Genomic DNA, 26,325 nt, shown 5'->3' on the forward strand with positions numbered 1-26,325 from the left:
CCGCGACGCCGGGCATCCCGCCTGGACGCACGCCCGAATCGCCCAAGTACGTCCAGTACGAGGATGATTCGGGCGCACGCCCAGCCGGGCGCCCAACGCCGCGGGCTGATCCGCCAAGATCGACCGGACAGGACCTAAGCGGCGGGCCCGCGTCCACGGACGCGGGCCCGCCGCTTTTCGTTGCCGCCGGCGGGCGGCGAGCGGCGGGTGGCGGCCGGTGGATTCCGGACGGTGACGGAGCCATCACGCTGCGCGCGAGCCGGGGTGCGGCCGGGAAGTGTCCCCGCGATTAACGTCGCGCTACGAACTCCGCCCATTCCCACCGGAGTTCCCGTCCGGTCGCGAAATTTCGCCCCAACTGCCCTTTTTGGCAGCTGTTCTGACCTACCAGGAGTTGCAGTAGGCTGACCCCGCGATAGGCGTCGCCGCAGGTCCCGTGCCGGAAAGCACCGCGATGTGATGTGACATCAGGTGTCTTTCGGAGGGGGTTCAGGCCGCCAGTCCCATTCGCGCCTTGGGGCCCGGACCGGCTCCACACGGTGCCACCTGAAGAGAGTTTCATGACGTCATTTGTGCAGGAACCCTTTTTCTGGGTCTTCATCGTGGTGATGCTCGCAGCCGTCGGAGCGGCCCTCCAGGCCCGCAGGACGAACCTCGCCCTGCGGAGGCGAAACGTTTCCCTGGAGGAGGCCAGCGCCCTGGCACAGCGGCAGCGCGACGAGTTCGCCGTGCTGCACGACCAGCTGCGGAACCAGCACGCATCCGAGCTGACGGACGTCCGCCGCGACGCCGAGGAGGACACCAAGGCCGTCCTCAAGGCGGCGATGCGGACGCTGCAGGGCTTGGCCGACGAGCAGCAGGTCGTCATCGACAAGGTGCAGCGGAAGTACGGCGACAGCCCGCAGATCCTGGCCGACCTGATGACGATCGACCACACGAACAGCCAGTTCGGCCGACGCGCCCAGGGCATCGCGGTGCTCTGCGGCGGCTGGCTGGGCCGCCGTGAGAGCGTCGCCTCGGTCTACGACGTGGTCCGCAGCGCCCAGGGCCGGATCCGGCACTTCGACCGGGTGCGGATCCACTCCCAGGTCAGCGTCGCGCTCGTCAGCAAGGTCGTCGAGCCCGTCGCCGTCGTGCTGTCCGAGCTGCTCGCCAACGCGACCAACTACTCCGCCCCGGACACCCCGGTGGAGGTCAGCGTCCAGGCCGTCCCCACCGGCGTCTGCCTGATCGTCGACGACGCCGGCCTCGGCATGGGCCAGGAGGAGAAGGACCGCGCGGCGGTGCTCCTGAACCCGGGCGCGCCGATCGGCCTCACCAGCCTGGGCAACCCCCCGAAGTTCGGCTTCGCCGTCTCCGGCATGCTGGCCGCCCGCTACGGCTTCCGGGTCTCCGTCGACTCGGTCTCCCCGTACGGGGGCGTGCGGGCCGTGGTGCTGCTGCCGGCCGAGCTGCTCAGCAGCGAGGTCGCGGCCCCGGCCCCGGCCCCGGCCGCCGCCGTGCACGGCGAGCACCAGGCCGCGCACGGTGACCACCAGGGCGCGCGCGGCGACTACCAGGCCCCGCCGGCGGAGCAGCCCGCGCAGGCCTGGGCGCAGGCCCCCGGTCAGCGGCTCGTGTCGCTGCCCGAACCGGCGGCGCCGCTGGCCCCGGTGCCGGCGGCGGCGGTGACGGAACCGGAGATGACCGCGGACGGACAGCTGCCCCGCCGCCGCCGCAACCGCCCGGTGTCCGTCCTCCCCTCCCCGCAGGACCCCGGCCGGGCCGAGGCACCGGTGCGGAGCCCCGTCCAGAACACGCCGTCCCGCCTCGGCGCGTTCCAGCGCGGCACGCTGTCCGGGCGCAACACCACGAACACGGAAGGAACCGAGATCCAGTGAGCCGCGATCTTTCCTGGGTGCTCAACGACGTACTCCAGGTACCCGGCGCCCGGCACGCCATCCTCGTCTCCGCCGACGGCCTCCTGCTCGAACGGTCCAGCGAGATAGGCCGTGACGAGGCGGAGACCAACGCCGCCGCGATGAGCTCGATGCAGTCGCTGAGCCGCGCGGTCGCCCCGTTCGTCGGCGCAGACGGCGCAGGCGCCGGGGTCTGGCGCCAGACCCTGCTGGAGTACGACCACGGCTGGATCTTCCTGATCGCGGCCGGCAGCGGCGCGTACCTGGCCGCCTCCACCGCCCCCGACGTCGACATGGAGGCGATGTCCTTCCGGATGCAGCAGCAGGTCGGCGCGCTCGGACGGGCGATGTCGGCGGCGCCGCGCCAGAGCACGCTCAGCGGCTCATGACGGCCGGCGGCGAGGAACAGCGGGTCACCGGCGGCTTCATCCGCTCCTACGTGATCACCGGTGGGCGCGAGTTACCGAGTGCGGAGGCCCTGTCTCTGATCACCCTGGTCACCGTCGCGCCCGAGCAGGACCTCCCGACCCTGCCGAGCCCGGAGACCCGGGCGATCTGGGAGCTGTGCTCCGGCGGCTACCTCTCGGTGGCCGAGGTCGCGGCCCGGCTGGAGCTGCCGGTGGGGGTCGTGAGGCTGCTGCTGACGGACCTGATCCATGAGGGACGGTTGCTGTGCCGGTCGGCCCCGCCCCCGGCCCAGGCCCCGGATCCGAGACTTCTAGAGAAGGTACTGCATGGACTTCAACGCCGGTTCGCCTGAGGACATCTACGTCCCGGGCGCGGTGACGACCGCGGTCAAGATCCTGGTCGTGGGGCACTTCGCGGTCGGCAAGACCACGCTCATCGGGGCCTTGTCGGAGATCGCCCCGCTGAGCACCGAGGAGAGCATGACGCAGGCGTCCATCCGCGTCGACGACCTCCGCGGCGTACCGGACAAGAAGACCACGACCGTCGCCCTGGACTTCGGCCGGCTGACACTCGGCGACGACCTGGTGCTGTACCTGTTCGGCACTCCGGGGCAGCAACGGTTCATGCAGCTCTGGGAGGACATGGCGCGGGGCGCGCTGGGAGCGCTGCTGCTGGCCGACCCGACCCGCCTCGCGGACACCTTCCCCGTCATCGACCTGATCGAGCAGTACGGCCTGGAGTACGCCGTGGCGGTCAACAGCTTCGACCGGCAGGACGAGTACACCGAGGACCAGCTGCGCGAGGCACTCGACCTGCTGCCGCACACCCCGGTGGTGTTCTGCGACGCGCGGGACCAGCGCTCCTCGGCCGACGCCCTGCTGACGCTCGTCCGGCACCTGCTCGCCCGCGCCTCCTGACCTCCCCCGCGCCTCCCTCCCCGCACGCCTCCCGGGTCCGCACCCGCCCGGGGCCACCTCCAAGGAACGACCCATGGATTCTCCGCAGCGACCCGCCCCGCAGTCGCCTCCGCAGGGCTGCCCGATGCACGTCGGCGTGAGCACACCGCTCTACGGGGAGATGTTCTCGTCCGACCCCGGCGCGGTCTACGACAAGCTGCGCGCCAACGGCCCCGCCGCGCCGGTGGAGTTGGCCCCTGGGGTGGAGGCCACCCTGGTCACCTCGCACGAGGCCGCCCTGCGGGTGCTGCAGAACCCGGGGATGTTCGCCCGGGACTCGCGGCGCTGGGCGGCGCTCAACGAAGGACGGGTGCCGATGGACAGCCCCGTCCTGCCGATGATGTTCTACCGGCCCAACTGCCTCTTCACGGACGGCGCCGAGCACCTGCGGCTGCGCAAGGCCGTCACCGAGAGCCTGGGCCGGCTCAACGACAACCGGCTCAACCGGCACGTCGAGCGGATCGCCGGCTACCTGATCGACCAGTTCAGTCCGCTGGGCCGGGCCGACCTGCTCAACGACTACGCCAAGCTGCTGCCGCTGCTGCTGTTCAACCAGCTGTTCGGCTGCCCGGCCGACATCGGCGACCGGCTGACCCGCAGCATGTCCGCGCTCTTCGACGGCCTCGACGTGATCCAGGCCAACGAGGAGCTGACCGCCTGCCTGATGGACCTGGTCGCGCTGAAGCGCCGCCAGCCCGGCGACGACATCACCTCGTGGCTCATCCAGCACCCGGCCGGCCTGCGGGACGAGGAGCTCAAGGACCAGCTGGTCATGCTGATGGGCGCCGGCGTCGAGCCCGAGCGCAACCTGATCGGCAACGCGCTGCTCCTGCTGCTGTCCGGCGAGGGCCGCTCCGGACTGCGCATCGAGGACGCCCTCGACGACGTGCTGTGGAACAACCCGCCGATCGCCAACTACGCCACGCACTACCCGATGCAGGACCTCGACGTGGGCGGGGTCCCGATGGACGCGGGCAGCCCGGTGGTGATCAGCTTCGCCGCCGCCAACAGCGACCCCGCGCTGACGGACGCCCGGCTGACCCTCAGCAAGGGGGCCCACCTGGCCTGGGGCGCCGGCCCGCACGCGTGCCCGGCCAAGTCCCCGGCCCAGCTGATCGCCCTGAGCGCGATCGAGTGCCTGCTCAACGCCCTCCCGGACGTCACGCTCGCGGTGCCCGCGGAGAGCGTGGAATGGCGGCCGGGCCCGTTCCAGCGCGGCCTGGTCTCGCTGCCGGTCCGGTTCAGCCCGGCGCCCGCCCGGACCGCGAGGCCGGCCGCGGGCGCGGACACCGCGCCGGGCGGATCGCCGGTCGGCGCCGAGGCGACGCAGGCGTACCCGCAGGCCACCGCCCCCGCGCCGGGCCGGGCCGGGCAGAAGAAGGGGTGGTGGAGCTCCTTCCTGGACGTCTTCCGGGTCTGACACGCCCCGGGCTCCGATCCGACGCGCCGTCGGAAGCCGTTCCGCCACCGCGGCGTGAACGGAGTCCGACGGCGGTGCGGGTACGTGACGCGGGCAACACGGATCGACGCTTGAGCGCGCTGTTGCTGGGTAGATCGCCGCCGTACTGCCCGCCCGCGCGTAAGGAGCCCCGTGTGACCGCCACGTTGGAAGCCCGCCCCGCAGACCCGGAGCGCCCGGACGGAAGGGTGGTCGACCGCCGTGCCGCCGTGCCGCTCCTGCGCAGGCTGCGGTCGGCCGAGGGACTCGCCGACCCGAGCCCGGTCTACGACGGGCTGCGGGCGCTGGGAGACCTCGTTCCGGCGCCCTGGGGCGGCTACCTGGTCACCGGGTACGACGCGTGCGACCAGGTCCTGCGCGGCAGGACCTGGCTCGTCCCCGACTTCGCCTGGCAGGAACGGCAGACCGAGACGGGGCGCTGGGACGCCGTCGCCACCCAGGAGATGAGCCGGACCCTCTCCCGGCTCAACGCCCCCGACCACACCCGGCAGCGGCGCAGCCTCGGGAACCTCTTCGACCGGAACACCCTGCGGGACATGGAGCCGCAGATCGAGGCCGACGTCGCCGAACTGCTCGACCGCCTGGCCGAGCGAATACGGACGGACGGCGAGGCGGACCTCTCCGCCCTGGTCAGTGAGCAGCTGCCGATCGGCACCGTCGGGCGCTGGCTGGACATCGCGCCCGAGGACTACCCGCACATCCTGACGATGACCCACAACCAGGTGCACGCCCAGGAGCTGCTGCCCACCAAGAGCCAGCTGGCGGTCTCCGAGCAGGCCACCATGGACCTGCGCGAGTACTTCACCCGCCTCGTCCGGGAGCGTCGCGACAACGACGGCGACGACGTGATCGCCGGCTGGATCCGCACCTGGGACGCGCTGGAGTCCGACCGCGAGGCCACCGACCGGATGGTCTACCAGCTCACCATGTTCGTCACCATCGCCTCGCTGGAGACCACGGCGACGCTGCTCTCCTCGCTGGTGTGGTCGCTGCTGCGGTCGCCCGGCCGGTGGGAGTGGCTGCGGGAGCGGCCGGAGCACATCGACGACGCGATCGACGAGGCGCTGCGCTACGACCCGCCGGTCCGCGTCAACAGCCGCGTCGCGGGCGAGGACACCGAGCTGGCCGGGGTGTTCCTGCCCAAGGACACCATGGTCCACGTGATGTACGGCGCGGCCAACCGCGATCCGCGCCGCAACCCGGACCCGCACACCTTCGACGTGCTCCGCCGGGGCACCCACCTCACCTTCGGCGGCGGCGCCCACTACTGCCTCGGCGCGGGCCTGGCCCGGCTGGAGGCACGCGCCCTGCTCGGCCAGCTGCTGCGGCGCTTCCCGACCCTGCGGGTGGCGAGCCCGCCCGAGTACGCACCCCGGATGGTCTTCCACCGGGTGACGTCCCTGAGAGTGGCCGCATGAATGTTCCTCCGCAGGCTCCCCAGTACCCCCCGTACGCGATGCAGCCGCCGCCGTACGTCCCGTACCCCTCGGCGTCGGCCGGCTGGTACCCGCCGGTCCCTCAGTCCTCGTCGGCCCCCGAGCCCGTGCCGGCCCCTGCGCCCGCCCGTACGGTCCGTTCCGAGCTCCGGGGCGCGGTGCTCCACGTCGAGCTGGACAGCCCGGAGACCGGGAACGCCGTCACCATGGCGATGCTGGACGAACTCCTCGCCGTCCTCGCCGTCCCCGACCCGGCCGTGCGGGTGATCGTGCTGTCCGCGGCCGGCCGGGACTTCTGCCTCGGCGGCGACCGCGACGAACTCCTCGCGGGCCTGGACGAGGACCCGACCGGCGGCCGCATACGGGCCTACGGGGACAAGGCCCGCCGGGTCTGCGACGCCCTCGTCAACAGCCCCGCCGTCACCGTCGCCCGGGTCCAGGGCCGGGCGACCGGCGCCGGCTTCGCCCTGGCGCTCGCCTGCGACCTGCGGGCCGGCGCCGACAACGCCGTCTTCCGGCTGCCCGAGCTGGCCCTCGGCCTGCCCGTCGCCTGGGGCGGCCTGCTGCCCCGGCTGCTGCACGAGGTCGGCGCGGCCCGGGTCCGCGAGATCATCCTCACCGGCCGCCCGGTCGGCGCGGCGGAGGCGCGGGAGCTCGCCATCCTGCAGCGCGTCGTCCCCGAGCAGGAGCTGGACGAGGCGGTGGCCGAGTGGGCCCGGCCCATCACGCGCCGCCCCGAGGCCGCCCTGCGGGTCACCAAGACGCTGCTCGCCTCCCACGCGTCGGCGACCCGGATGGCCGACGCCTCCATGCTCGACGCCGAGCTGATGGCCTCGGTCCTGGCCGCCGCCCACTACACCCACACCGCCGCCGGCCGGGGGCCGGCCTCCTGACCGGTGCGTGCGAAGGGGCCCGCTAGAACCCAAGGAGGATGCGGGCCCCTTCCGCGTGTGTGGGGACCGGTGGTGGATCGTGTCCGAACGTCCGCTACCGTGTGCGGTCGACGAAGCGGAGATGATCATGGCGGGGATGACGCGCGGCGTGCGCGTAGCGGGGGCCGTGCTGACGACGGCCCTGGTCGTGGCCGGAGCAGCGGCCTGCGCGGGGGACGAGGGCGGAGCCGCCGCGGCGGCCAGTACACCGCCGCAGCCGTTCGGTGCCGCAGGCTACCGCGGGCTCCAGCTCTCGATGACCAAGGAGGAGGCGCTCACCTCCGGGGCCCTGGAGCCGTCGCCGGTCTCGCTGCTCAACGGCTGCACCGACTACGCGTACAAGGGCGGCCCGGCGCCGGACCCGGTCCGGATGGCGGCCGAGGCGGAGGTCCGTACGAAGGTCGACAAGGCTCGGGCCAGGATCGACGAGATCAAGGCGACCAGGAAGCCGGTCGCGCCCCTGGCCCCCGGGGCCTCCTCGAAGGAGCGGCAGGAGTACCTCGCGGGCCTTCGGGAGCAGCTCGATCAGACCGAGGCGGGGCGGCAGGAGATGGCCGTGCTCTACAAGGACCTGGACCTCATCGGCCCGGCCCGCAAGAACCGGGACCAGGCCTTCCTGGCCACCGGCCGGGTCAACTTCGGTACCGAGGGCCTGCGCCAGCTGGTCGCCCCGGCGGACGCCCGCACCGCCGAGGGAGTCGGCGCCGGCTCGGCGGAGGAGGAGCTCAAGCGGGCCTACGAGGGCAAAGACCTCAAGCCGACCAAGGACGGCACGTACGAACTCCCGGCCGAGGGCGGCAACGGCGGCCCGGACTGGTTCTACGAGTTCACCATGGCCGAAGGCAAGGTCGCAGGCCTCGCCCTGGTCAAGCACAACACGTACTGCTCCTGACGTACTGCTCCTGAGAATCGACGGCGACGCCTCGGCCGAGGAAAGGCGCACGGCGCCAGGACCTCCGTCCGGTCGAGGCGGCGCGTACGTGGCTCCGCTCTCGGCGGCCCCGGCCGACCCCTTGGGTTCTAGGAGTCGTTGCAACACCCCAGTTCAAGGGGTGCGATGGACTTCGAGATCCGCAGGGTCCGGGCGAACCACACCACGAGGCCTCTGGTCCGTGAGCGGGAGGAATACTTCCGGCTCATGGACCAGGGCCTGAGTAGCGCCGAAGCGTGTCGGCGTGTGGGGATCAACCACCGGACGGGCAAGCGGTGGCGCAACGGCCGCAACCCGTCGGGCAGGAACAAGGCGGCACCACCGGCCAACGCGGTGGTGCCGCCTTCCGCTCCGTCCCGCTACCTGAGCGAGGCCGACCGGCTCCACATCGCCGACCGGCTGCGGGAGAAGGCCACCGTCCGCGCGATCGCCGCCGAGCTGGGCCGCAGCCCGTCCACGGTCAGCCGGGAGATCCGCCGCAACCGGCACCCGGACAGCGGGGCCTATAGCCCGCACGCCGCACAGGCCCGCGCCGATGCCCGAAAGCCCCGTCCCAAGCCTGGCAGGATCGGCCGCAACCCCGAGCTGCGGGACTTCATCCAGGACCGTCTGGACAGGAAGTGGAGTCCGGAGCAGATCTGCCAGGCTCTGCGGGACACCTTTCCCGAGCGGCCGGAGATGCACGTGGTCCACGAGACTGTCTACCAGGCCCTCTACGTCCAAGGCCGCGGGGAGCTCCGCCGCGAGCTGGCCGGCGCCCTGCGCACCGGCCACGCGCGCCGCGTCCCCCACCGCCAGGCCGCCGCACGCAGGCCCAGGTTCGCCACCCCGATGGTCATGATCAGCGAACGCCCGGCCGAGGCCGAAGACCGGGCAGTGCCCGGCCACTGGGAGGGCGACCTGATCATCGGAAAGGACGGCGCCTCCGCCATCGGGACCCTGGTCGAGCGCGCCACTCGCTACGTGATGCTCCTGCACCTGCCCCACGGCCGCGCCGCCGAGCACGTTCGCGACGCCCTGGTGGACACCGTGCAGTCCCTGCCCGGCCACCTGGTCCGGTCGCTGACCTGGGACCAGGGCGCGGAGATGGCCTCCCACGGCTCGTTCACCGTCGCCACCGGCGTCCCGGTCTACTTCTGCGACCCCGCCAGCCCCTGGCAGCGCGGCTCCAACGAGAACACCAACGGGCTCCTGCGGCAGTACTTCCCCAAGGGCACCGACCTGACCACCCACGGCCCGCAACACCTCGCAGAGGTCGCCGCCGAACTCAACGGCCGCCCACGCAAAACGCTCGGCTGGGAAACCCCAGCCGAGCGCCTGCATAAACTACTCGCGGCCTGATCAAACCAACCACGTGTTGCGACGATCCCTAGAAACCGCCCCCCGGCCGGGGCCGCCGGCGTGTTCGCGGTTCCTGGGAAGTGGGCGGCGCGCTGGTGCGAGCCGGTCAGTGGGCGGCCGCGCGTTGGAGGGCGCTGGCGAGGAGGGCGAGGTCGGTGGGGCCGTTGCCGAGTTCGCGGACCGGGCGGCGGGCGGGTGGGGCGCCGAGTTGGAGCGGGTCGATCGCGACGACGGTGGGGCGCAGGGTGGCGGTGCGCGGGATGCGGCCGCTGATCCGGGCGGTCTGGAAGGCGGTGACGCCGCCGTCCGGCAGGCGCAGGTAGCCGCGGCCGGGGGTGTCCTCGGGCAGGGCGGCCGCGTCGCCGAGGTGGATCAGCAGGTCGGAGTCGGCCGGGTCCTCGGTGCGCAGCGCGATGCGGAGCAGGGCGGCCTCGTCGACCTCGGTGCCGGCGCTCTCCTCCGGGTGGCCGGTGGTGACCGCGAGGTGGACGCCGAGCGGGCCGCCGTGGCGGGCGACGGCGGCGAGGGCGCGGGCGAGCGGGCGGCCGGCCGGGGAGGTGGGGGAGAGGAGGGCGTCGTAGTCGTCCACGACGACGACCAGGCGGGCGGGGCAGGGGGCGGCGGCGGGGGAGGTGACCGGCCGGGGGCCGTCGCCACCGCTGCGCGGGTGGATGATCTTCGGGGTGGCGGCGGAGGCCGCGCCGACGACGGCGGGCACCGGGACGGCCGGGTGTCCGGCGAGGCTCTGTCCGGCCAGGCCCTGCCCGGCCAGGCCCTGCGCGTCCAGGCTCTGCCCGTCCAAGATGCGGGCGGCGTGCCAGGAGGCGAAGTCCAGTCCGTCGAACAGCCGCTCGCGCAGGGCGAGTTCGTCCTCCAGGGCCTCTGCGGCGAGCAGCGCGGCCCGCGGGTCGTCGGCGGCGTTCACCAGGCCGGTGACGTGCGGCAGTTCGGTGCAGCCGTCCAGGCCGTCCTCGGTGGACCGGCCCTCGATGAGGGTGACGGTGAGGCGCTCGGGGCGTTCCGAGACGGCGAGCGAGGCGACCAGGGTGCGCAGCAGCTCGGTCTTGCCGGAGCCGCGGGCGCCGCCGATGAGCAGGTGCGGGCCGCCCGGGTCGGGGGAGGGGAGGGCGAGTTCGGGGTCGGCCAGGTCGAGCGTGCAGAGCTCGTCCCGGGTGGTGCCGAGCAGCGCGGTGGCGGCGCCGATGCCGCCGGCGTGCGCCGCCCAGCGGGCGGACAGCTTGGCCGGGGTGACGGTGTCGAGCTGGAGCAGGTCGAGCAGCCGCAGTGCGTCGGGCAGCGGGCCGCGGGCGGCCGGGGCAGCCTCGCGCAGCGGGGCGAGCACGCGGGCGAGCCGTTCGGCCCAGGCGTCGGAGACGGCGTCCAGGGAGACCTCGTGCAAGGTCTCCCGGCCGCGGGCGACGGGGCGGTCGAGGGAGAGCTGGGTGCCGACCTCGCCGGTGATCAGGGCGGTGGCGCCGAGGCCTCGGGGGAGCAGTTCGGGCTGCTCGGCGAGGCAGACCGGGAAGATGCCGACGGCCGGTCCCTGGCGCAGCAGCAGGTCGACGGCCTGCCGGGCGGTCTCGGTGGTCGGGCGGCCGTCCACCACGACGACGGTGGCGGGGTGGCCGCCGAGGCCGGCCGGGCCGCTGAGCCGGGCGGTGAGTTCGGTCAGCCGGGCGGTGGCCTGTTCGTCGTCGAGGCCGAGCAGCAGCCGGCAGTCCTGGCCGTCGGCGGGGCGCAGGTGGGGCAGCCAGAGGGCCCAGGCCCAGGTGTCGGCGCGTTCTTCGGGGGTGCGGGCCTGGTCGGCGTCGACGACGACCAGGCTCAGGCCGGTCGGCGGGTGCAGGGCGGCGAGCTGGGCGACGACGGCCCGGGTGAGTGCGTCCAGGCGTTCGCGCGGGCCGCTGAGGCCGAGGCTGCCGGCGGTCTGCAGGTCGAGGGTGACGGGGACGGCGGGCAGCATGGTGCCGGGTGCGGTGCCGGGGCCGCCGGGGCGGTCGGCGGTGCCCAGGCGCAGGGTGAGCGCGTCGGGGTGGCCGGGGCCGCGCTCCCAGAGCCGGGGGCCGGGGCCGACGGCGTTGAGCAGCAGGGTGGCGAGATCCGGCCACCGTTCGCGCTGGGCGGCGGCCTGGCGCAGTCGTACGGCGGTGTGGTGGCGTTCGGCGCTCTCCTGGCCGGGCGGTTCGGCGGTGCGGCCGAGTCGCAGCGAGAGCAGGCCGCGGCCGCGGCCGGGGGCCGGTTCGGGGGCGGCGGGGGGTTCGGCCACCGGCGGGGTGGGGCGGACCGGGCCTGGGGCGGCGAGCTGGAGGTGGCCGTGGCCGTCGGGCAGGGCGGCGCGGCCGGTGCCGTCGGCCGGGTCGGGGGTGGCCACGTGCAGGGTGGATTCGCCGATGCGCAGCAGGGCGCCGGCTTCCAGCGGGACGGCTTCCTCGGGGGCTCCGGGCGGGACGAGCCGACCGTCCAGGGTGGTGCCGTTGGTGGAGCCGAGGTCGCGGACGGTGATCCTGCCGTCGTCGGCGAGGTGCAGGGCCAGGTGCAGCCGGGAGACGTCGGGGTCGTCGAGCGGGACGTCGGCTTCGCCGGAGCGGCCGATCCGGATCTCCCGGCCGTGCAGCCGGTGCACTCCGCCGGCGTCCGGGCCGCCGACCACGCGAAGTTCGGCGGCGGCGGGGGTGTCGTCGGGGTCGTCGGCGGTCGGGTCGGGCTCGTTGAGGCTGAGGACGGCCCCGTCGAGGAGCGGGGGGTGGCCGAGCAGCGTGTGCTCGTCGACCCGGTGCGCCCCGGCGTACAGGTGCACGTGGGTGGCGGCCCGGGGCCCGCGCACGCCGACGGCGCCGGCGAGGGCGCCCGCGAGGGAGCCGAGCGCGGTGCCGACGGGGGCGGTGACCAGCACGTCCACGTAGGGGATGGCGGAGCCGGCGGCGGCCGGGCCGCTGCGCGGTCGGAGGACGGTCAGCCGGATCTGCATCTCGCCCGCGGGTCCCTTCTGCTGGTGTGGAGCCTGGTACCGCTGCCCGGTGTCGTCGCGGGCGCGCGGGGCGGCCGCGGCGACCCTTTGGGCCACACGAGTGGCGAGTGTCCATCCTGCCATCCGTCACGGACAGTCCGCGCACCGTACCGGATTTGACGATCTTGCGATCATCGCCATGGTGGAGGCGACGGAGGGTCAGGTCAACCGGTGCGGCGAGGGCCCCGTCGGCAGGCCCGCCGAACCGGTCCGGGAACTCCCCTAGGGGATGTCCCCCAACCCCTCCGGGATGGCCTGCCGGTCGCCCCAAAAACCTGAACGGACACCGTTAGAGTGGCCGCAGACACGGGCCCGGCAGGCTCACCGCACCGGCGGAGGAGCGCCCCGCGCGGGCGGCACGACGAGGAGTGCGACAGGTGCGGCCAGTCGGCAGCAAGTATCTGCTTGAGGAGACCCTCGGACGGGGTGCCACCGGGACGGTCTGGCGCGGCCGGGTGCGCCCCGACGTCCAGGTGCCCGGCAGCGAGCCCGGGCAGCTGGTGGCGATCAAGGTGCTGCGCGAGGAACTGGCGTCCGACCCGGACGTCGTGATGCGCTTCCTGCGCGAGCGCTCGCTGCTGCTGCGGCTGACCCACCCGAACATCGTCCGGGTCCGCGACCTGGTGGTCGAGGGCGAGCTGCTGGCCCTGGTGATGGACCTGATCGACGGCCCCGACCTGGCCCGCTACCTGCGCTCCAACGGCCCGTTCAGCCCGATCGCCGGCGCCCTGCTGATGGCCCAGGTCGCGGACGCGCTGGCGGCCAGCCACGAGGACGGGATCGTCCACCGCGACCTCAAGCCGGCCAACGTGCTGCTCGCCTCCACGGTGCTGGACGGCACCGAGCAGATGCACCCGATGCTGACCGACTTCGGCATCGCCCGCCTCGCCGACTCCCCGGGCATCACCCGCACCCACGAGTTCGTCGGCACCCCCGCCTACATCGCGCCGGAGTCCGCCGAGGGCCGCCCGCAGACCTCCGCGGTGGACGTCTACGGCGCCGGGATCATGCTGTACGAGCTGGTCACCGGCCGCCAGCCGTTCCAGGGCGACAGCGCGATCGCGCTCCTCCACGCCCACCTGGCGCAGGAGCCGCAGCGGCCCAGCACCATGCCCGAGCCGCTGTGGACGGTGATCGAGCGCTGCCTGCGCAAGGACCCGGCGCAGCGGCCGTCCGCGACCTCGCTGGCCCGCGCGCTGCGGGTGGTGGCGGCCGGCGTCGGGGTGCACGCCTCCCCGTCGGCGGTGGACGAGGCGCTCGCGGTCGGCTCGCTGCTGCTGCCGGACCCGCGCCCGACCTCCGTCCCGAGCGCCGGTGCGGGCGTCCCCGGCCTGTCGCCGGCCGCCCCGGCCGCCCCCGCGGCCCCGCAGTACGACCCGGCCGGGGCGACCCAGGTGATGGGCACCCAGCCGCCGCCCGCCCCGCCGTTCGGGGCCCCGGACCGCACCCAGGTGATGCCGCCCACCGTCGTGCCCCCGCCCCCGCCGGGCGCTCCGGGTGTTCCGGGGTCTCCGGGGGAGGAGACGCCGCACCCGTGGCAGACGCAGCTGCGGGCGGCCCGGGACCGCAACCAGCAGACCCAGGTCGGCTACTTCGGCCCGGAGGACTTCGAGGACCCGCAGGTCGCCCCGAGGCCCTTCCAGGCCGGCCCCCCCGGCTACCAGCCGCAGCCGCCGGCCGGCTACCACCCGGACCAGCGGCGCCAGGGCCCGCCGCCGCCCGGGTACGCCCAGCGGCCGCCGGTGGCCCCGCCGCCCTACCAGGGCGGTCAGGGCTACCAGGCCGGGCAGTCCGGTCACGGCGGCCCGCCGCAGCCCGGGCCCGGTGGACGCCCGCAGCCGCCCGGCGGCTACCGGCCGGCCCCGGCCGCGTACGGGCAGTCGCAGGGCGGCTACCCGCCCCCGCCCGCCCCGGTCCCGCGCCGGGCCGAGCCGCCGGCGCCGCAGCACCGCGAATCGCCGCAGCACCGCGAGCCCCCGCAGCACCGCGAGCCCCCGCAGCGCCGGGACGAGCCGCGTCGGGACGAGCCGCGCGAGCAGGACCGCCGCGAGCCCGCCCCGCCGCGCGAGCGGCGCCCGCGCAGCCGCAACCGGATGTACATTCCCGGGCTCGGCTGCCTCAAGGGGTGTCTGGTGGTGCTGCTGGTGCTGGTGGTGGCCGGGGTGGCGCTGTGGAACTTCACGCCGCTGCCGCACTACTGGGACAACATCCAGGGCTGGTTCAACACCGTGCGCGACTGGGCGGACGCCTTGTTCGGCAGCTCGAAGAACTGACGCCGGGCCAGGCCCTGCCGTGCGGGCCCGCCCGGTCCAGGGCCGGGCCCGCGCGGCGGGATTGACGCTTTGTCGACAATTCGCAAGATTTCTCGCCCGCGACTGCCCGCCCAGGGCCCTCGGGCGGCCCGCGCGGGGCGCCGGGGCGCGTAGGTTGGTCGCTGTTGTCCCGCCCCATCGAGCGCACCGGACCCCCGGGCGCGCTCCCGCGCCGCCCACGGAGCAGCATTGGCACGCAAGATCGGCAGCCGGTACACCGTTCACCAGGTGATCGGCCGGGGTTCGGCCGGGACGGTCTGGCTCGGTGAGGGGCCCGACGGCCCGGTGGCGGTCAAGCTGCTGCGCGAGGACCTGGCCGCCGACCAGGTGCTGGTCGGCCGCTTCGTCCAGGAGCGCGCCGCGCTGACCAGCCTCGACCACCCCCGGGTGGTCGGCGTGCGTGACATGGTCGTGGACGGCAGCGACCTCGCCCTGGTGATGGAGCTGGTCCAGGGCACCGACCTGCGCTCCCGGCTGGAGCGTGACGGCGCGCTCCCGCCGCAGACCGCCGCCTCGGTCATCGCGGACGTCGCCGACGGCCTGGCCGCCGCGCACGCCGCCGGCATCGTCCACCGCGACGTCAAGCCGGAGAACGTCCTGCTCGACCTCGCCGCCGCCCCCGGCCCCGGCGGCGCCCCGCGCGCCAAGCTCACCGACTTCGGCGTGGCCCGCCTGGTCGACGCCCCGCGCCGCACCCGGGCCACCCGGATCATCGGCACCCCCGACTACCTCGCCCCGGAGATCATCGAGGGCCTGGAGCCGCGCGCCGCCGTCGACATCTACGCCCTCGCCACCGTGCTGTACGAGCTGCTGGCCGGGTTCACCCCGTTCGGCGGCGGCCACACCGGCGCGGTGCTGCGCCGGCACGTCACCGAGCAGGTGCCGCCGATCCCCGGCCTGCCGGACGGGCTGTGGCGGATCATCTCCGAGTGCCTGGCCAAGGCCCCGGCCTCCCGGCTGCGGGCCGCCGAACTGGCGGCCCGGCTGCGCGAGCAGCTGCCCTCGCTGGCCGGCCTGCCGGTGCTGGCCGTCCCCTCCCAGGGCCGCGCCCCGGCGGAGGAGGCACTGACCCCCGGTGAGGCCGTGTACGCCGAGGTGGACGCAGGCCCGGGAATCCACAAGCGCCGCCGGGGCCCGGCCGTCCCGTTGGTGCCCGGCGTCGCCCCCGACTCCACCCGGGACACCCACACCAGCCTGCGCCGCCCCTCCGCGGACGAGCTGGCCGCGTACGCCGCGGAGTCCCGTGCCCAGCGCACCGCCCCGGGCACCGGGCACCGCCGGGACCGGCAGGCGCTGCTGCGCCGCCGCCGGGTGCTGGCCGTCCTGCTGGCCACCGTCCTGCTGCTGGCGGGCGCCGCCGCGGCCTGGACGGCCTTCGCGGCCACCGCCCCGGACGCCGGTCACCCGGCCCGTCCGACGGTGTCCGGCACGGCCCCGCGGGCGCCGTAGCGGGCCGTCGGGCGGGTACCGCGAGAGCCGGAGGACCCCGGTGTCGTCATGACCACCCCCGGAACCATTACCCTGGGGGCGTGGCAGCCGTCGATCCTTCCGAAGAGCTCAAGAACCTCGAAACGACCATGGGGTCGATCGAGGCCGTCCTCGACCTGGACAAGATCCGGGCCGACATCGCTGTCCTGGAGGAGGCGGCAGGCGCCCCCAACCTGTGGGACGACATCGCGAACGCGCAGAAGGTGACCAGCCGGCTCTCCTTCCTCCAAGGCGAACTGCGCAAGGTCGAGGGCCTGCGCAGCCGCATCGACGACCTGGGCGTGCTGTTCGAGCTGGCCGAGGCCGAGGACGACGCGGACACCCGGGTCGAGGCCGAGTCCGAACTCGTCTCCCTCCAGAAGGCGGTCGAGGAGCTGGAGGTCCGCACCCTCCTGTCCGGCGAGTACGACGCCCGCGAGGCGCTGATCAACATCCGCGCCGAGGCCGGTGGCGTCGACGCCGCCGACTTCGCCGAGCAGCTGATGCGCATGTACCTGCGCTGGGCCGAGCGGCACGGGTACCCCACCGAGGTGTACGACACCTCGTACGCCGAAGAGGCCGGCATCAAGTCCGCGACCTTCACGGTCAAGGCGCCGTACGCCTACGGCACCCTGTCGGTCGAGCAGGGCACCCACCGCCTGGTCCGCATCTCGCCCTTCGACAACCAGGGCCGCCGGCAGACCTCCTTCGCCGGTGTCGAGGTGCTCCCGGTCGTCGAGCAGTCCGACCACGTCGACATCGACGAGGGCGACCTGCGGATCGACGTCTACCGCGCCTCCGGCCCCGGCGGCCAGGGCGTCAACACCACCGACTCGGCGGTGCGCATCACGCACCTCCCGACCGGTGTCGTGGTCTCCTGCCAGAACGAGCGCTCGCAGATCCAGAACAAGGCGTCCGCGATGAACGTCCTCCAGGCGAAGCTGCTGGAGCGGCGCCGCCAGGAGGAGCGGGCGGCGATGGACGCGCTCAAGGACAGCGGCAGCTCCTGGGGCAACCAGATGCGCTCCTACGTGCTGCACCCGTACCAGATGGTCAAGGACGTCCGGACGGAGTACGAGGTCGGCAACCCGCAGGGCGTGCTGGACGGCGATATCGACGGCTTCATCGAGGCCGGCATCCGCTGGCGCAAGCAGCGCGAGACCGCCGCGCAGTAGGCGCAGGCATACGAAAGGGCCCCCGACCGCAGTGGTCGGGGGCCCTTTCGTATGCCTCGGTGGGTTCAGGCCAGTGCCTGCCGGGCGATCAGCGCCACCGCGAGCAGACCGGCCAGCAGGGCCAGCAGCATCGCGGGGGAGAACGCCGCGAACGGACCCTGCTGCTCCTGCAGCCGGGCCCGGTTGGCGCGGCAGACCGCGCAGCGCCCGTCACTCACGCGGCCGTTGCAGTTGGCGCACACCAGATGGTCGCAGGTCATGCGATCTCCTCCTCGCTGCTACAGCCAACGCACCGGACGGGGCTTTGGTTCCTCTTCTTGCCCTGTGCGGGGGAGCGCCCGAACACGGACGCCACCTCCACTCTGCCAGGTTCTGACCGTTCCGGCTCCCGGGCTGTGAGATGCCTCCCAATTTTCGGGGCATAACCAGACATTCTCCCCCAGATTTCGACGGCTGTCCTGGGCGAGCCCTGCACGCCGACCGACGATTCGCGTATGGTCCCAGACCGGGAGCGGCCCTTTCCGCTCCCGCCACCCGCCCCAGGGCCGGGAGCCCGGGGTGGACCGACCGAGGACTGGCGCCGCCTAGGATGGCCTCCGTGATGCAGCCGTGATCAGATTCGACAACGTCTCCAAGACCTATCCCAAGCAGAACCGTCCCGCCCTGGACAACGTCTCGCTGGAGATCGAGAAGGGTGAGTTCGTCTTCCTGGTCGGCTCGTCCGGCTCGGGCAAGTCCACCTTCCTGCGCCTGTGCCTGCGCGAGGAGCGCCCCTCCACGGGCGAGGTGCACGTGCTGGGCAAGGACCTCGGCAAGCTGTCCAACTGGAAGGTGCCGCACATGCGCCGCCAGCTGGGCACCGTCTTCCAGGACTTCCGCCTGCTGCCCAACAAGACGGTCGCGCAGAACGTCGCCTTCGCCCTCGAAGTGATCGGCAAGCCCAAGAGCGCCATCAACAAGGTGGTGCCCGAGGTGCTGGAGCTGGTCGGCCTCGGCGGCAAGGAGGACCGCATGCCGGGCGAGCTGTCCGGTGGTGAGCAGCAGCGCGTGGCGATCGCCCGCGCGTTCGTGAACCGTCCGATGCTGCTGATCGCGGACGAGCCCACCGGCAACCTCGACCCGCAGAACTCGGTCGGCATCATGAAGCTGCTCGACCGCATCAACCGCACCGGCACCACGGTGCTGATGGCCACCCACGACCAGGCCATCGTCGACCAGATGCGCAAGCGCGTCATCGAGCTCGACAAGGGGCTGCTCGTCCGCGACCAGGCCCGCGGCGTCTACGGATACCAGCACTGACCGACCGGCGCAGCCGGCGCTGAACCCGTAGGGCCGTCCGCCCGCGTCGCCAGACCAGCAGTACCGACCCTGGAGTTGTTACCCGCATGCGTGCCCAGTTCGTCCTGTCGGAGATCGGTGTGGGTCTCCGCCGCAACCTGACGATGACCATCGCGGTCGTGGTCAGTGTCGCGCTCTCCCTCGCCCTGGCCGGTTCCTCGCTCCTGGTCCGCGACCAGGTGAACTCCATGAAGGGGTACTGGTACGACAAGGTCGAGGTGAGCATCTACTTCTGCACCAAGTCGGACGCGCGCAACTCGCCGCAGTGCGACAAGGGTGCGGCCACCGACCAGCAGGTGCAGGACATCAAGGCCCAGTTGGACAAGATGGACTCGGTGGTCCAGTCGTCGGCCTTCGAGAGCTCCGCCGAGGCGTACAAGCACTGGAAGGAGATGAACCCGGACAACCCGCTCATCTCCGTCCTGGGCCCGGACGCGATGCCGCAGTCCTGGCGGGTCAAGCTGAACGACCCGACCAAGTACGACGTCATCCAGAGCGCCTTCGCCGGCAAACCCGGCGTCAAGTCGGTGGAGGACCAGCGGAAGATCCTGGAGAACCTGTTCGGCCTGCTCAACGGCCTCCAGACGGCGGCCTTCGTGATCATGGTGCTGATGCTGTTCGTCGCCCTGCTGCTGATCGTCAACACCGTCCGGGTGTCGGCGTACAGCAGGCGGCGCGAAACCGGCATCATGCGCCTGGTCGGCGCCTCGAACTTCTACGTCCAGATGCCGTTCATCGCCGAGGCCGCGTTCTCCGCGCTGCTCGGCGCGGCCATGGCCTCCGGGCTGCTGGTCGGCGGGCACTTCTTCGTCCAGAACTGGCTGGCCGACCGGGTGCAGTTCATCCACTTCATCGGCCTCGGCTCGGTGCTCGCGGTGATACCGCTGCTGATCGTGGTCGGTATGGGCATGGCCGGCGTGGCGGCGTTCTTCACCCTGCGCAAGTACCTCAAGGTCTGACCACCTCCGGCCCCGGCGGCCCCGGACGGCACTGCGCCGTCCGGGGCCGCCGTCGTTTCGCCCGCCGTTGTGGCCCGTCGCGCCCGACACGGTGTCTACACTCCGGTGCCATGCTGGAAACTCCGCGCAGGGCACGTCAGGTGGCCACCCTCAGCCTGGTGTTCGGTGTCGTGCTGATCGCCGGGGCCGCCACCGGCGCCTGGGGCGACCCGCCACGGCACCCGGCCGCCGGCGCCGCCCCGGTCGCGGGCGCGGCCCCGGGCCTCCCGGCGGACCCGGCCGGCACCGCGCTGTCCGAGCAGCAGGCCGAGCACCTGCTCGGGGCCAACGGCGACCGCTGGGGCGCCTACTACAGCGCCCAGGAGTACGCCGCGTTCAGCCAGGGACTGGACGGCCGCTACCTGGGCGTCGGGCTCTCGGTCGGCCGCGGCGAGGACGGCGCCACCGCGGTCTCCCAGGTCGCGCCCGCAGGGCCCGCCGCCACGGCCGGGATCGAGGCCGGCGACCGGCTGCTGCGGATCGACCAGGACCAGGCCGACCACCTGCCGGTCACCGAGGTGGTGGCCCGGCTGCGCGGGCGCGACGGCGAGCGTGGGGTGGGCTCCGAGGTCACCCTCGCCGTGCGGCGCGGTGCCGGCGAGGTCCGCGAACTGCGGCTGCGGCGCGCCCTGTTGGACAGCCGGCAGGTCACCGCCGAGCAGCTGGAGAAGGGCGTGCTGCGGATCGCCGTGCGGGCCTTCACCAGCGGCGTGACCGATCAGGTGCGCGCCGCTCTGCGCGCCCCGCACGCCGGTGTGGTGCTCGATCTGCGCGGCAACTCGGGCGGGTTGGTCGAGGAGGCCGCCGGCACCGCCGGGATCTTCCTGGACGGCGGCCCGGTCGGCTCGTACCAGGAGCGCGGCGAGACCAGGGAGTTGACCGCCCCGCCCGGGGGCGACCAGCGCACCCCGCTGGTGGTGCTGGTCGACGGCGGCACGATGAGCGCCGCCGAATTGCTCACCGGCGCGCTCCAGGACCGCAGCCGCGCCGTGGTGGTGGGCTCCCGGACCTTCGGCAAGGGCACCGTCCAGCAGCCCAGCCGGCTCGCCGACGGCGCCGTGCTGGAGCTGACCGTCGGCCGCTACTACACCCCGGCCGGCCGCTCCCCGGAGGGCTCCGGCCTGACCCCGGACGTCCCGGCGGCGGCCGGCGAGGACGCCGACGCGCTCGCCCTGCGGGTGCTGGCCGGGCTCGGCACCCGCGCCTAAAGGGGCTGCCCCGAACCGGCCGAAGTGCGAGAATGGCCGCGCTATGGCAAAGGAAACCGGACAGAAGCTGATCGCGCAGAACAAGAAGGCGCGACACGAGTACACGATCCTCGACACCTATGAGTGCGGCCTCGTGCTCACCGGCACGGAGGTGAAGTCACTGCGCGAGGGGCGGGCCAACCTGGTCGACGGCTACGCCTACATCCAGAACCACGAGGCCTGGATCGACAACGTGTTCATCCCCGAGTACACCCAGGGGACGTGGACCAACCACGCGGCCCGGCGCAAGCGCAAGCTGCTGCTGCACCGGCTGGAGATCCGCAAGATCGAGAGCACGGTCCGCGACGCGGGCCACACGCTCGTCCCGCTCTCGCTGTACTTCAAGGACGGCCGGGTGAAGCTCGAACTCGCGCTCGCGGTCGGCAAGAAGCTCTACGACAAGCGGCAGACGCTGCGCGAGAAGCAGGACACCCGCGAGACGGCCCGCGCGGTGGCGGCCGCCCGGCGGCGCCAGGGTTAATCCGCTGGACCCTCACCCGCCGCCTCGCGTACTATGGCGTCAGCAACACGGACGGTCACCGTCCGGCTGTTTCTCAACAAAACATGGGGATGATCGGTTTCGACAGGGGATGTTGAAACAGGGGAAGCGAGCCGAGGAACGCGGCAATGATCTCGTTAACCACGTGTCGCAAAAAAATAATCGCCAACTCTAAGCGCGATTCCCAGCAGTTCGCTCTCGCTGCCTAATAAGCACCGATAGCGCTTGGGTGTCAGACCGGGGAGTTCCCGACCCGGACCCTGGCATAATCTAGGGAACTCAACCGTCCGCCCGGGCTGCGAGGGTGGATGGGAAATCAAACAGCAGCTGGGCCTGTTGGCGGCTTGTCCGTGTGACTGCCAGGGCCGAGAAAATCACAGCGGACTGCGCTCGGAGAAGCCCTGAATTAACTCCACTGGACCCGGGTTCGATTCCCGGCATCTCCACCACCCCATGTTGACAGTGAAGGCCGTCCACCGCTTTGCGGTGGGCGGCCTTCACGTTTACCCCGGTTGGGGCGTAGGATCATCCGTCCGCTCGTTTTCCGGAGCCGGATTCCGCCGCTACCACCGAGGCCATGCAGAGCAACACGGACACCACCGCCGCCACCGACCGCGAGACCGTACGCGAGCGCGAGATCGCCGGTGAGCAGCAGCACCTCGACACCGTCTACCACCGGCTGGAGGAGAAGCTTGCCGAGGCCGAGTACATCCTGGAGGACGCCGCCAAGCGGGTCCACGTCGGCACCCCCGGCGCGCTCGCCGAGCGCGACGCCCAGGTCTACCGGGCCGGCGCCCACCTCCAGCGCCTGAACAACGAGTTCGAGGACTTCCTGTTCGGCCGGATCGACCTCCAGCGGGCGGACGCCCCGGAGGAACACGGCATCCCCTCCGACACGCCGCTCGACCCGGCCGACCCGGCCGTCGCCGAGACCCTGCACATCGGCCGTCTCGGTGTGCTGGACGCCGAGTACGGGCCGCTGGTGATCGACTGGCGGGCGCCCGCCGCCGCGCCGTTCTACCGCGCCACCCCGGTCGAGCCGGGCCGGGTGGTCCGCCGCCGGGTGATCCGCTCCAAGGGGCGCAAGGTGATCGGCGTCGAGGACGACCTGCTGCGTCCCGACCTCACCCCGACCCTGAACGGCCGGGAGCTGGCGGTGGTCGGCGACGGCGCACTGATGGCCTCGCTCGGCCGCGCCCGCAGCCACTCGATGCGCGACATCGTCTCCTCCATCCAGAAGGAGCAGGACGAGGTGATCCGGGCGGCCGCCGCCGGCGCCACGCTCGTCACCGGCGGCCCGGGCACCGGCAAGACCGCCGTCGCCCTGCACCGCGCCGCGTACCTGCTGTACCAGGACCGCCGCCGCTACGCCGGGGGCATCCTGGTGGTCTCGCCGACCCCGTTGCTGGTCTCCTACACCGAGGGCGTGCTGCCCTCGCTCGGTGAGGAGGGGCAGGTCGCCATCCGCGCGGTCGGCTCGCTGGTGGACGGCATCGAGGCGGGCACCTACGACAGTCCGGAGGCGGCCCGGGTCAAGGGCTCGGGCCGGATGGTGCAGCTGCTGCGCCGGGCGGCTCGGGCCGCGCTGGAGCTGGGCGCGCCGCAGGAGCTGAAGGTGGTCGCCCGCGGCGAGGTGCTCAAGCTGGACGCGGGCCGGCTCAAGGCCGTGCGCGGCAACGTGATCGGCGCCGGCGGCACCCCGCTGAACCTGCTGCGCCCGCGCGCCCGCCGGATGCTGCTGGACGCCCTGTGGCAGGAGCTCACCCGGCACCTGCCGAAGCCGACCGACCACTACGCCCGCGAGCAGCGCCAGGAGGAGAAGGAGTCCTTCGACGAGTACGTCTCGGACGAGGCGCCGTTCCTGGACTTCCTGGACGCCTGGTGGCCCGCCGTGACCCCGCGCCGGGTGCTCGGCACGCTCAAGCAGCACCGGCACATCAACCGGATCGCCCGCCGCGCCGTCTCCCCGGACGAGGCGAGGCTGCTGGCGGCGTCCTGGCGCCAGCTGTCCCCGAACGGCGAGGGCGCGCTGTCCGCGCACGACGTCGCGCTGGTGGACGAGCTCCAGGTGCTGCTCGGCGAGGCGGCCCGGCCGAAGGTGCGCGAGGTGAACGCGGTGGACCTGCTGAGCGGGCTGGAGGAGGTCACCACCTTCGCCGACCGCAGCTCCCGTCAGCGCGAGCGCGTCCCCGTCGAGCGCACCGAGTACGCGCACGTGATCGTGGACGAGGCGCAGGACCTCACCCCGATGCAGTGGCGCATGATCGGCCGCCGGGCCCGGATGGCGACCTGGACGATCGTCGGCGACCCGGCGCAGTCCTCCTGGCCGTTCCCGCAGGAGGCGCAGGCCGCACTGGACGAGGTGCTGTCCGGCAAGCCGCGCCGCCGCTTCACGTTGACCGTCAACTACCGCAACCCGGCCGAGATCGCCGAGGTCGCGGCCAAGGTGCTGGCGCTGGCCGCGCCGGGCACCCCGTCGCCGACCGCGGTGCGCCGGGTCGGCGTCGAGCCGCGCTTCGCGGCCGTCGTGGATCCCGCCCCGGAGGCCTTCGGTGCGGCGGCCCGGGCGGAGCTGGAGCGGCTGCTGGGCGAGGTGGACGGCACCGTGGCGATCGTGGTGCCGATGGACCGCCGGGCCGAGGCGGCGGGCTGGGCCGAGGGCCTGGGCGAGCGGGCGGTGGTGCTGGGCAGCCTGGAGGCGAAGGGCCTGGAGTACGACGCGACCGTGGTGGCCGACCCGACCGGCATCGCCGGCGAGTCGGAGGCCGGCCTGCGGGTGCTGTACGTGGCGCTCACCCGGGCGACCCAGCGGCTGACCGTGCTGTCCGGTCCGGACGACCTGCCGGACGCGGCCGGCGTGCCCGCGCTGCTGCACGGCTGACGGCCGGTCCGCCGGACGAAGAAGGCCCCTCACCGGATGGTGAGGGGCCTTCAGACGTTAGTGACACCGACCCGCCATGCTCGCCTCGCGGCAAGTGGTCCCTCGAAGGGACGAAGGTTGGGCCCGGGGGCTTGGATCGAGCCGGTGTCCCGTCCAATGTAACGCATCGGCCCGGAGAGGCAAGAAGTTGTCGGGTCCACACACTCAATGAACGTTATTTCTGGCTACCCCTTGGAAGGTGCGACGATCGAGGTCTAGCATGCGCAGGCGATGCCTTCAACAAAATGTTGAACCTGCCGCACGGACGGAAGAAGGAAGCGTCGATGGCGACGGTGCCCAGTGTCTCCAACTCGATCACGGTGCGGCTGGAGGTCCCGGCCCGGGGCAACGCCGTCAGTGCGATCACCACGGCCGTGGAGTCCTCCGGCGGTTCGGTGACCGGTCTCGACGTCACCGCCTCCGGCCTGGAGGCGCTGCGGATCGACGTCACGGTGGCGGCCTCCTCGGTCGCGCACGGCGAGGAGATCGTCGAGAAGCTGCGGGCGATCGACGGCGTGTCGATCGGCAAGGTCTCGGACCGCACCTTCCTGATGCACCTCGGCGGCAAGATCGAGATGTCGTCCAAGCTCCCGATCCGCAACCGTGACGACCTCAGCATGATCTACACCCCGGGCGTCGCCCGGGTCTGCATGGCGATCGCCGAGAACCCCGAGGACGCCCGCCGCCTCACCATCAAGCGCAACAGCGTCGCCGTGGTCACCGACGGCTCGGCGGTGCTGGGCCTGGGCAACATCGGCCCGGCCGCCGCGCTGCCGGTCATGGAGGGCAAGGCGGCCCTGTTCAAGCGCTTCGCCGGGATCGACGCCTGGCCGATCTGCCTGGACACCCAGGACACCGACGAGATCGTGGCCATCGTCAAGGCGATCGCCCCCGGCTTCGCGGGCATCAACCTGGAGGACATCTCCGCGCCGCGCTGCTTCGAGATCGAGGCCCGGCTGCGCGAGGCCCTGGACATCCCGGTCTTCCACGACGACCAGCACGGCACCGCGATCGTGGTGCTGGCCGCCCTCACCAACGCGCTGAAGGTGGTCGGCAAGGAGATCAGCGACATCCGGGTGGTGATGTCGGGCGCCGGCGCCGCCGGCACCGCGATCCTCAAGCTGCTGCTGGCGGCCGGTGTCGAGCACGCCACCGTGGCGGACGTGCGCGGTGTGGTCCACCAGGGCCGGGAGGACCTCAACGACAGCCTGCGCTGGATCGCCGAGCACACCAACCGCTCGGGCCGCACCGGCAGCCTCAAGGAGGCCGTGGCGGACGCCGACGTCTTCATCGGCGTCTCGGCCCCGAACGTCCTGGACGGCGACGACCTGGCCACCATGGCCGAGGACTCGATCGTCTTCGCGCTGGCCAACCCGGACCCGGAGGTCGACCCGGCCATCGCCCGGCAGACCGCCGCCGTGGTCGCCACCGGCCGCAGCGACTTTCCCAACCAGATCAACAACGTGCTGGTCTTCCCGGGTGTCTTCCGCGGCCTCCTGGACGCCCAGAGCCGCACCGTCAACACCGAGATGATGATCGCCGCCGCCCGGGCGCTGGCCACCACCGTCGCCGACGACGAGCTGAACGCCAACTACATCATCCCGAGCGTCTTCCACAAGGACGTCGCCAAGACGGTCGCCTCGGCGGTGCGCGAGGCGGCGCTGGCGGGCGTCCAGGAGAGCACGGAGCCGGCCCGTCCGACCCCGGGCATCGTCGGCACGCTCGACGCCTCCTCCTTCCCCACCGTCAAGCTCTGACCGGCGAGGCGGCCGACGTGTCGCTGATCGGTCAAATGTCCGAATAGCGGCCTTACCCGTCCGAGTCCGCCCCGAACCCTTGCGACACAAGGGCGAGGGGCGTGTTTGGGCTTGTCGTGCCTAGGGCGTACGGTAGCCCTGCACGGGGCAGGCGTGTCCGACAAGTACGGAACGTCCCCCTGGTCTTCCGGCGCGTCGTCCCGACCGCCGCCCGGGCCCGGTCCGCCGGAGCCGACGGAGCGTC

Annotated in this window: 20 protein-coding genes and 1 other RNA gene; 19 read left to right on the forward strand and 2 right to left on the reverse strand. The window is 73.0% G+C overall.

The genetic code is table 11. The features are described from left to right. The first annotated feature begins 560 nt into the window (after positions 1–560). The 9 genes from A6F73_RS20645 to A6F73_RS20685 all read left to right on the forward strand — a co-directional run bounded on the left by A6F73_RS20645 (position 561) and on the right by A6F73_RS20685 (position 9,361). Positions 561–1,880, forward strand: a complete 1,320-nt coding sequence (locus tag A6F73_RS20645; protein WP_063349164.1) for an ATP-binding protein — start codon at positions 561–563, stop codon at positions 1,878–1,880. Then, complete coding sequence (locus A6F73_RS20650; RefSeq protein WP_063349165.1) at positions 1,877–2,287, forward strand: roadblock/LC7 domain-containing protein; 411 nt, start codon at positions 1,877–1,879, stop codon at positions 2,285–2,287. The genes A6F73_RS20645 and A6F73_RS20650 overlap by 4 nt, the downstream gene beginning before the upstream one ends. After that, the gene (locus tag A6F73_RS20655; RefSeq protein ID WP_063349166.1) at positions 2,284–2,658 is read left to right on the forward strand and encodes a DUF742 domain-containing protein; all 375 of its coding nucleotides are present in this window, start codon (positions 2,284–2,286) and stop codon (positions 2,656–2,658) included. The genes A6F73_RS20650 and A6F73_RS20655 overlap by 4 nt, the downstream gene beginning before the upstream one ends. Further along, entirely contained in the window at positions 2,633–3,223 is a 591-nt protein-coding gene (locus tag A6F73_RS20660) for an ATP/GTP-binding protein (RefSeq protein WP_063349167.1), read from the forward strand. The genes A6F73_RS20655 and A6F73_RS20660 overlap by 26 nt, the downstream gene beginning before the upstream one ends. A gap of 73 nt (positions 3,224–3,296) precedes the next feature. Then, entirely contained in the window at positions 3,297–4,682 is a 1,386-nt protein-coding gene (locus tag A6F73_RS20665) for a cytochrome P450 (protein WP_079135845.1), read from the forward strand. 266 nt (positions 4,683–4,948) lie between these two features. After that, entirely contained in the window at positions 4,949–6,139 is a 1,191-nt protein-coding gene (locus tag A6F73_RS20670) for a cytochrome P450 (RefSeq protein ID WP_244293666.1), read from the forward strand. After that, positions 6,136–7,050 (forward strand): enoyl-CoA hydratase/isomerase family protein, encoded by a 915-nt coding sequence (locus tag A6F73_RS20675; RefSeq protein WP_244293446.1) that lies wholly within the window; start codon positions 6,136–6,138, stop codon positions 7,048–7,050. The genes A6F73_RS20670 and A6F73_RS20675 overlap by 4 nt, the downstream gene beginning before the upstream one ends. Before the next feature lie 127 nt (positions 7,051–7,177). Then, positions 7,178–7,981 carry a hypothetical protein gene (locus A6F73_RS20680; RefSeq protein WP_159398500.1) on the forward strand — a complete coding sequence of 268 codons (804 nt, stop codon included), beginning with the start codon at positions 7,178–7,180 and terminating at the stop codon, positions 7,979–7,981. A gap of 165 nt (positions 7,982–8,146) precedes the next feature. Beyond that, positions 8,147–9,361, forward strand: a complete 1,215-nt coding sequence (locus A6F73_RS20685) for an IS30 family transposase (protein WP_063346835.1) — start codon at positions 8,147–8,149, stop codon at positions 9,359–9,361. Between the two features lie 106 nt (positions 9,362–9,467). Here A6F73_RS20685 and A6F73_RS20690 read toward each other — a convergent pair whose 3' ends face one another. Beyond that, a complete protein-coding gene (locus A6F73_RS20690) occupies positions 9,468–12,329 on the reverse strand; it encodes an FtsK/SpoIIIE domain-containing protein (RefSeq protein ID WP_063351364.1) in 2,862 nt (953 codons plus the stop codon). Positions 12,330–12,745: 416 nt separating this feature from the next. On the opposite strand from A6F73_RS20690, the gene A6F73_RS20695 reads away from it, so the two are divergent. From A6F73_RS20695 to prfB, 3 genes are all read left to right on the forward strand, one after another. Continuing rightward, the gene (locus A6F73_RS20695) at positions 12,746–14,641 is read left to right on the forward strand and encodes a serine/threonine-protein kinase (protein ID WP_063349169.1); all 1,896 of its coding nucleotides are present in this window, start codon (positions 12,746–12,748) and stop codon (positions 14,639–14,641) included. Between the two features lie 228 nt (positions 14,642–14,869). Next, the gene (locus A6F73_RS20700; protein WP_063349170.1) at positions 14,870–16,129 is read left to right on the forward strand and encodes a serine/threonine-protein kinase; all 1,260 of its coding nucleotides are present in this window, start codon (positions 14,870–14,872) and stop codon (positions 16,127–16,129) included. A gap of 80 nt (positions 16,130–16,209) precedes the next feature. Continuing rightward, positions 16,210–17,322, forward strand: coding sequence for a peptide chain release factor 2 (gene prfB, locus A6F73_RS20705; RefSeq protein ID WP_063349171.1), 1,113 nt, complete (start codon positions 16,210–16,212; stop codon positions 17,320–17,322). A 65-nt stretch (positions 17,323–17,387) separates the two neighbouring features. Here the strand turns inward: prfB and A6F73_RS20710 are convergent, their stop codons facing one another. After that, the gene (locus A6F73_RS20710; RefSeq protein ID WP_063349172.1) at positions 17,388–17,582 is read right to left on the reverse strand and encodes a hypothetical protein; all 195 of its coding nucleotides are present in this window, start codon (positions 17,580–17,582) and stop codon (positions 17,388–17,390) included. 349 nt (positions 17,583–17,931) lie between these two features. On the opposite strand from A6F73_RS20710, the gene ftsE reads away from it, so the two are divergent. The 7 genes from ftsE (at position 17,932) to A6F73_RS20745 (ending at position 26,081) form a co-directional block, all read left to right on the forward strand. Next, positions 17,932–18,621, forward strand: a complete 690-nt coding sequence (gene ftsE / locus A6F73_RS20715; protein ID WP_063349173.1) for a cell division ATP-binding protein FtsE — start codon at positions 17,932–17,934, stop codon at positions 18,619–18,621. 86 nt (positions 18,622–18,707) lie between these two features. After that, on the forward strand, positions 18,708–19,619 hold the full coding sequence (gene ftsX, locus A6F73_RS20720; RefSeq protein ID WP_063349174.1) for a permease-like cell division protein FtsX: 912 nt from the start codon (positions 18,708–18,710) through the stop codon (positions 19,617–19,619). Between the two features lie 110 nt (positions 19,620–19,729). After that, positions 19,730–20,866: a S41 family peptidase gene (locus tag A6F73_RS20725; protein WP_063349175.1), complete on the forward strand. Its 1,137-nt coding sequence runs from the start codon at positions 19,730–19,732 to the stop codon at positions 20,864–20,866. Between the two features lie 43 nt (positions 20,867–20,909). Next, positions 20,910–21,386 (forward strand): SsrA-binding protein SmpB, encoded by a 477-nt coding sequence (gene smpB, locus A6F73_RS20730; RefSeq protein ID WP_063349176.1) that lies wholly within the window; start codon positions 20,910–20,912, stop codon positions 21,384–21,386. 85 nt (positions 21,387–21,471) lie between these two features. Then, positions 21,472–21,853: a transfer-messenger RNA gene (gene ssrA, locus A6F73_RS20735) on the forward strand. 128 nt (positions 21,854–21,981) lie between these two features. Beyond that, a complete protein-coding gene (locus tag A6F73_RS20740) occupies positions 21,982–24,285 on the forward strand; it encodes a UvrD-helicase domain-containing protein (protein WP_063349177.1) in 2,304 nt (767 codons plus the stop codon). Between the two features lie 323 nt (positions 24,286–24,608). Next, complete coding sequence (locus A6F73_RS20745; protein ID WP_063349178.1) at positions 24,609–26,081, forward strand: NAD-dependent malic enzyme; 1,473 nt, start codon at positions 24,609–24,611, stop codon at positions 26,079–26,081. Positions 26,082–26,325 lie beyond the last annotated feature (244 nt).

Origin of the sequence: Streptomyces sp. MJM8645, from assembly GCF_001625365.1 — a bacterium.
In the GTDB taxonomy this organism is placed as follows: domain Bacteria; phylum Actinomycetota; class Actinomycetes; order Streptomycetales; family Streptomycetaceae; genus Kitasatospora.

Bases quoted from the DNA above. Each gene is read 5' to 3' on its own strand.
- smpB (WP_063349176.1), top strand. From the start codon at position 20,910: ATGGCAAAGGAAACCGGACAGAAGCTGATCGCGCAGAACAAGAAGGCG.
- A6F73_RS20645 (WP_063349164.1), top strand. From the start codon at position 561: ATGACGTCATTTGTGCAGGAACCCTTTTTCTGGGTCTTCATCGTGGTG.
- A6F73_RS20680 (WP_159398500.1), top strand. From the start codon at position 7,178: ATGGCGGGGATGACGCGCGGCGTGCGCGTAGCGGGGGCCGTGCTGACG.
- ftsX (WP_063349174.1), top strand. From the start codon at position 18,708: ATGCGTGCCCAGTTCGTCCTGTCGGAGATCGGTGTGGGTCTCCGCCGC.
- A6F73_RS20740 (WP_063349177.1), top strand. From the start codon at position 21,982: ATGCAGAGCAACACGGACACCACCGCCGCCACCGACCGCGAGACCGTA.
- A6F73_RS20665 (WP_079135845.1), top strand. From the start codon at position 3,297: ATGGATTCTCCGCAGCGACCCGCCCCGCAGTCGCCTCCGCAGGGCTGC.
- A6F73_RS20745 (WP_063349178.1), top strand. From the start codon at position 24,609: ATGGCGACGGTGCCCAGTGTCTCCAACTCGATCACGGTGCGGCTGGAG.
- A6F73_RS20725 (WP_063349175.1), top strand. From the start codon at position 19,730: ATGCTGGAAACTCCGCGCAGGGCACGTCAGGTGGCCACCCTCAGCCTG.
- A6F73_RS20690 (WP_063351364.1), bottom strand. From the start codon at position 12,329: ATGCAGATCCGGCTGACCGTCCTCCGACCGCGCAGCGGCCCGGCCGCC.
- A6F73_RS20655 (WP_063349166.1), top strand. From the start codon at position 2,284: ATGACGGCCGGCGGCGAGGAACAGCGGGTCACCGGCGGCTTCATCCGC.
- A6F73_RS20710 (WP_063349172.1), bottom strand. From the start codon at position 17,582: ATGACCTGCGACCATCTGGTGTGCGCCAACTGCAACGGCCGCGTGAGT.
- A6F73_RS20660 (WP_063349167.1), top strand. From the start codon at position 2,633: ATGGACTTCAACGCCGGTTCGCCTGAGGACATCTACGTCCCGGGCGCG.
- A6F73_RS20685 (WP_063346835.1), top strand. From the start codon at position 8,147: ATGGACTTCGAGATCCGCAGGGTCCGGGCGAACCACACCACGAGGCCT.
- A6F73_RS20675 (WP_244293446.1), top strand. From the start codon at position 6,136: ATGAATGTTCCTCCGCAGGCTCCCCAGTACCCCCCGTACGCGATGCAG.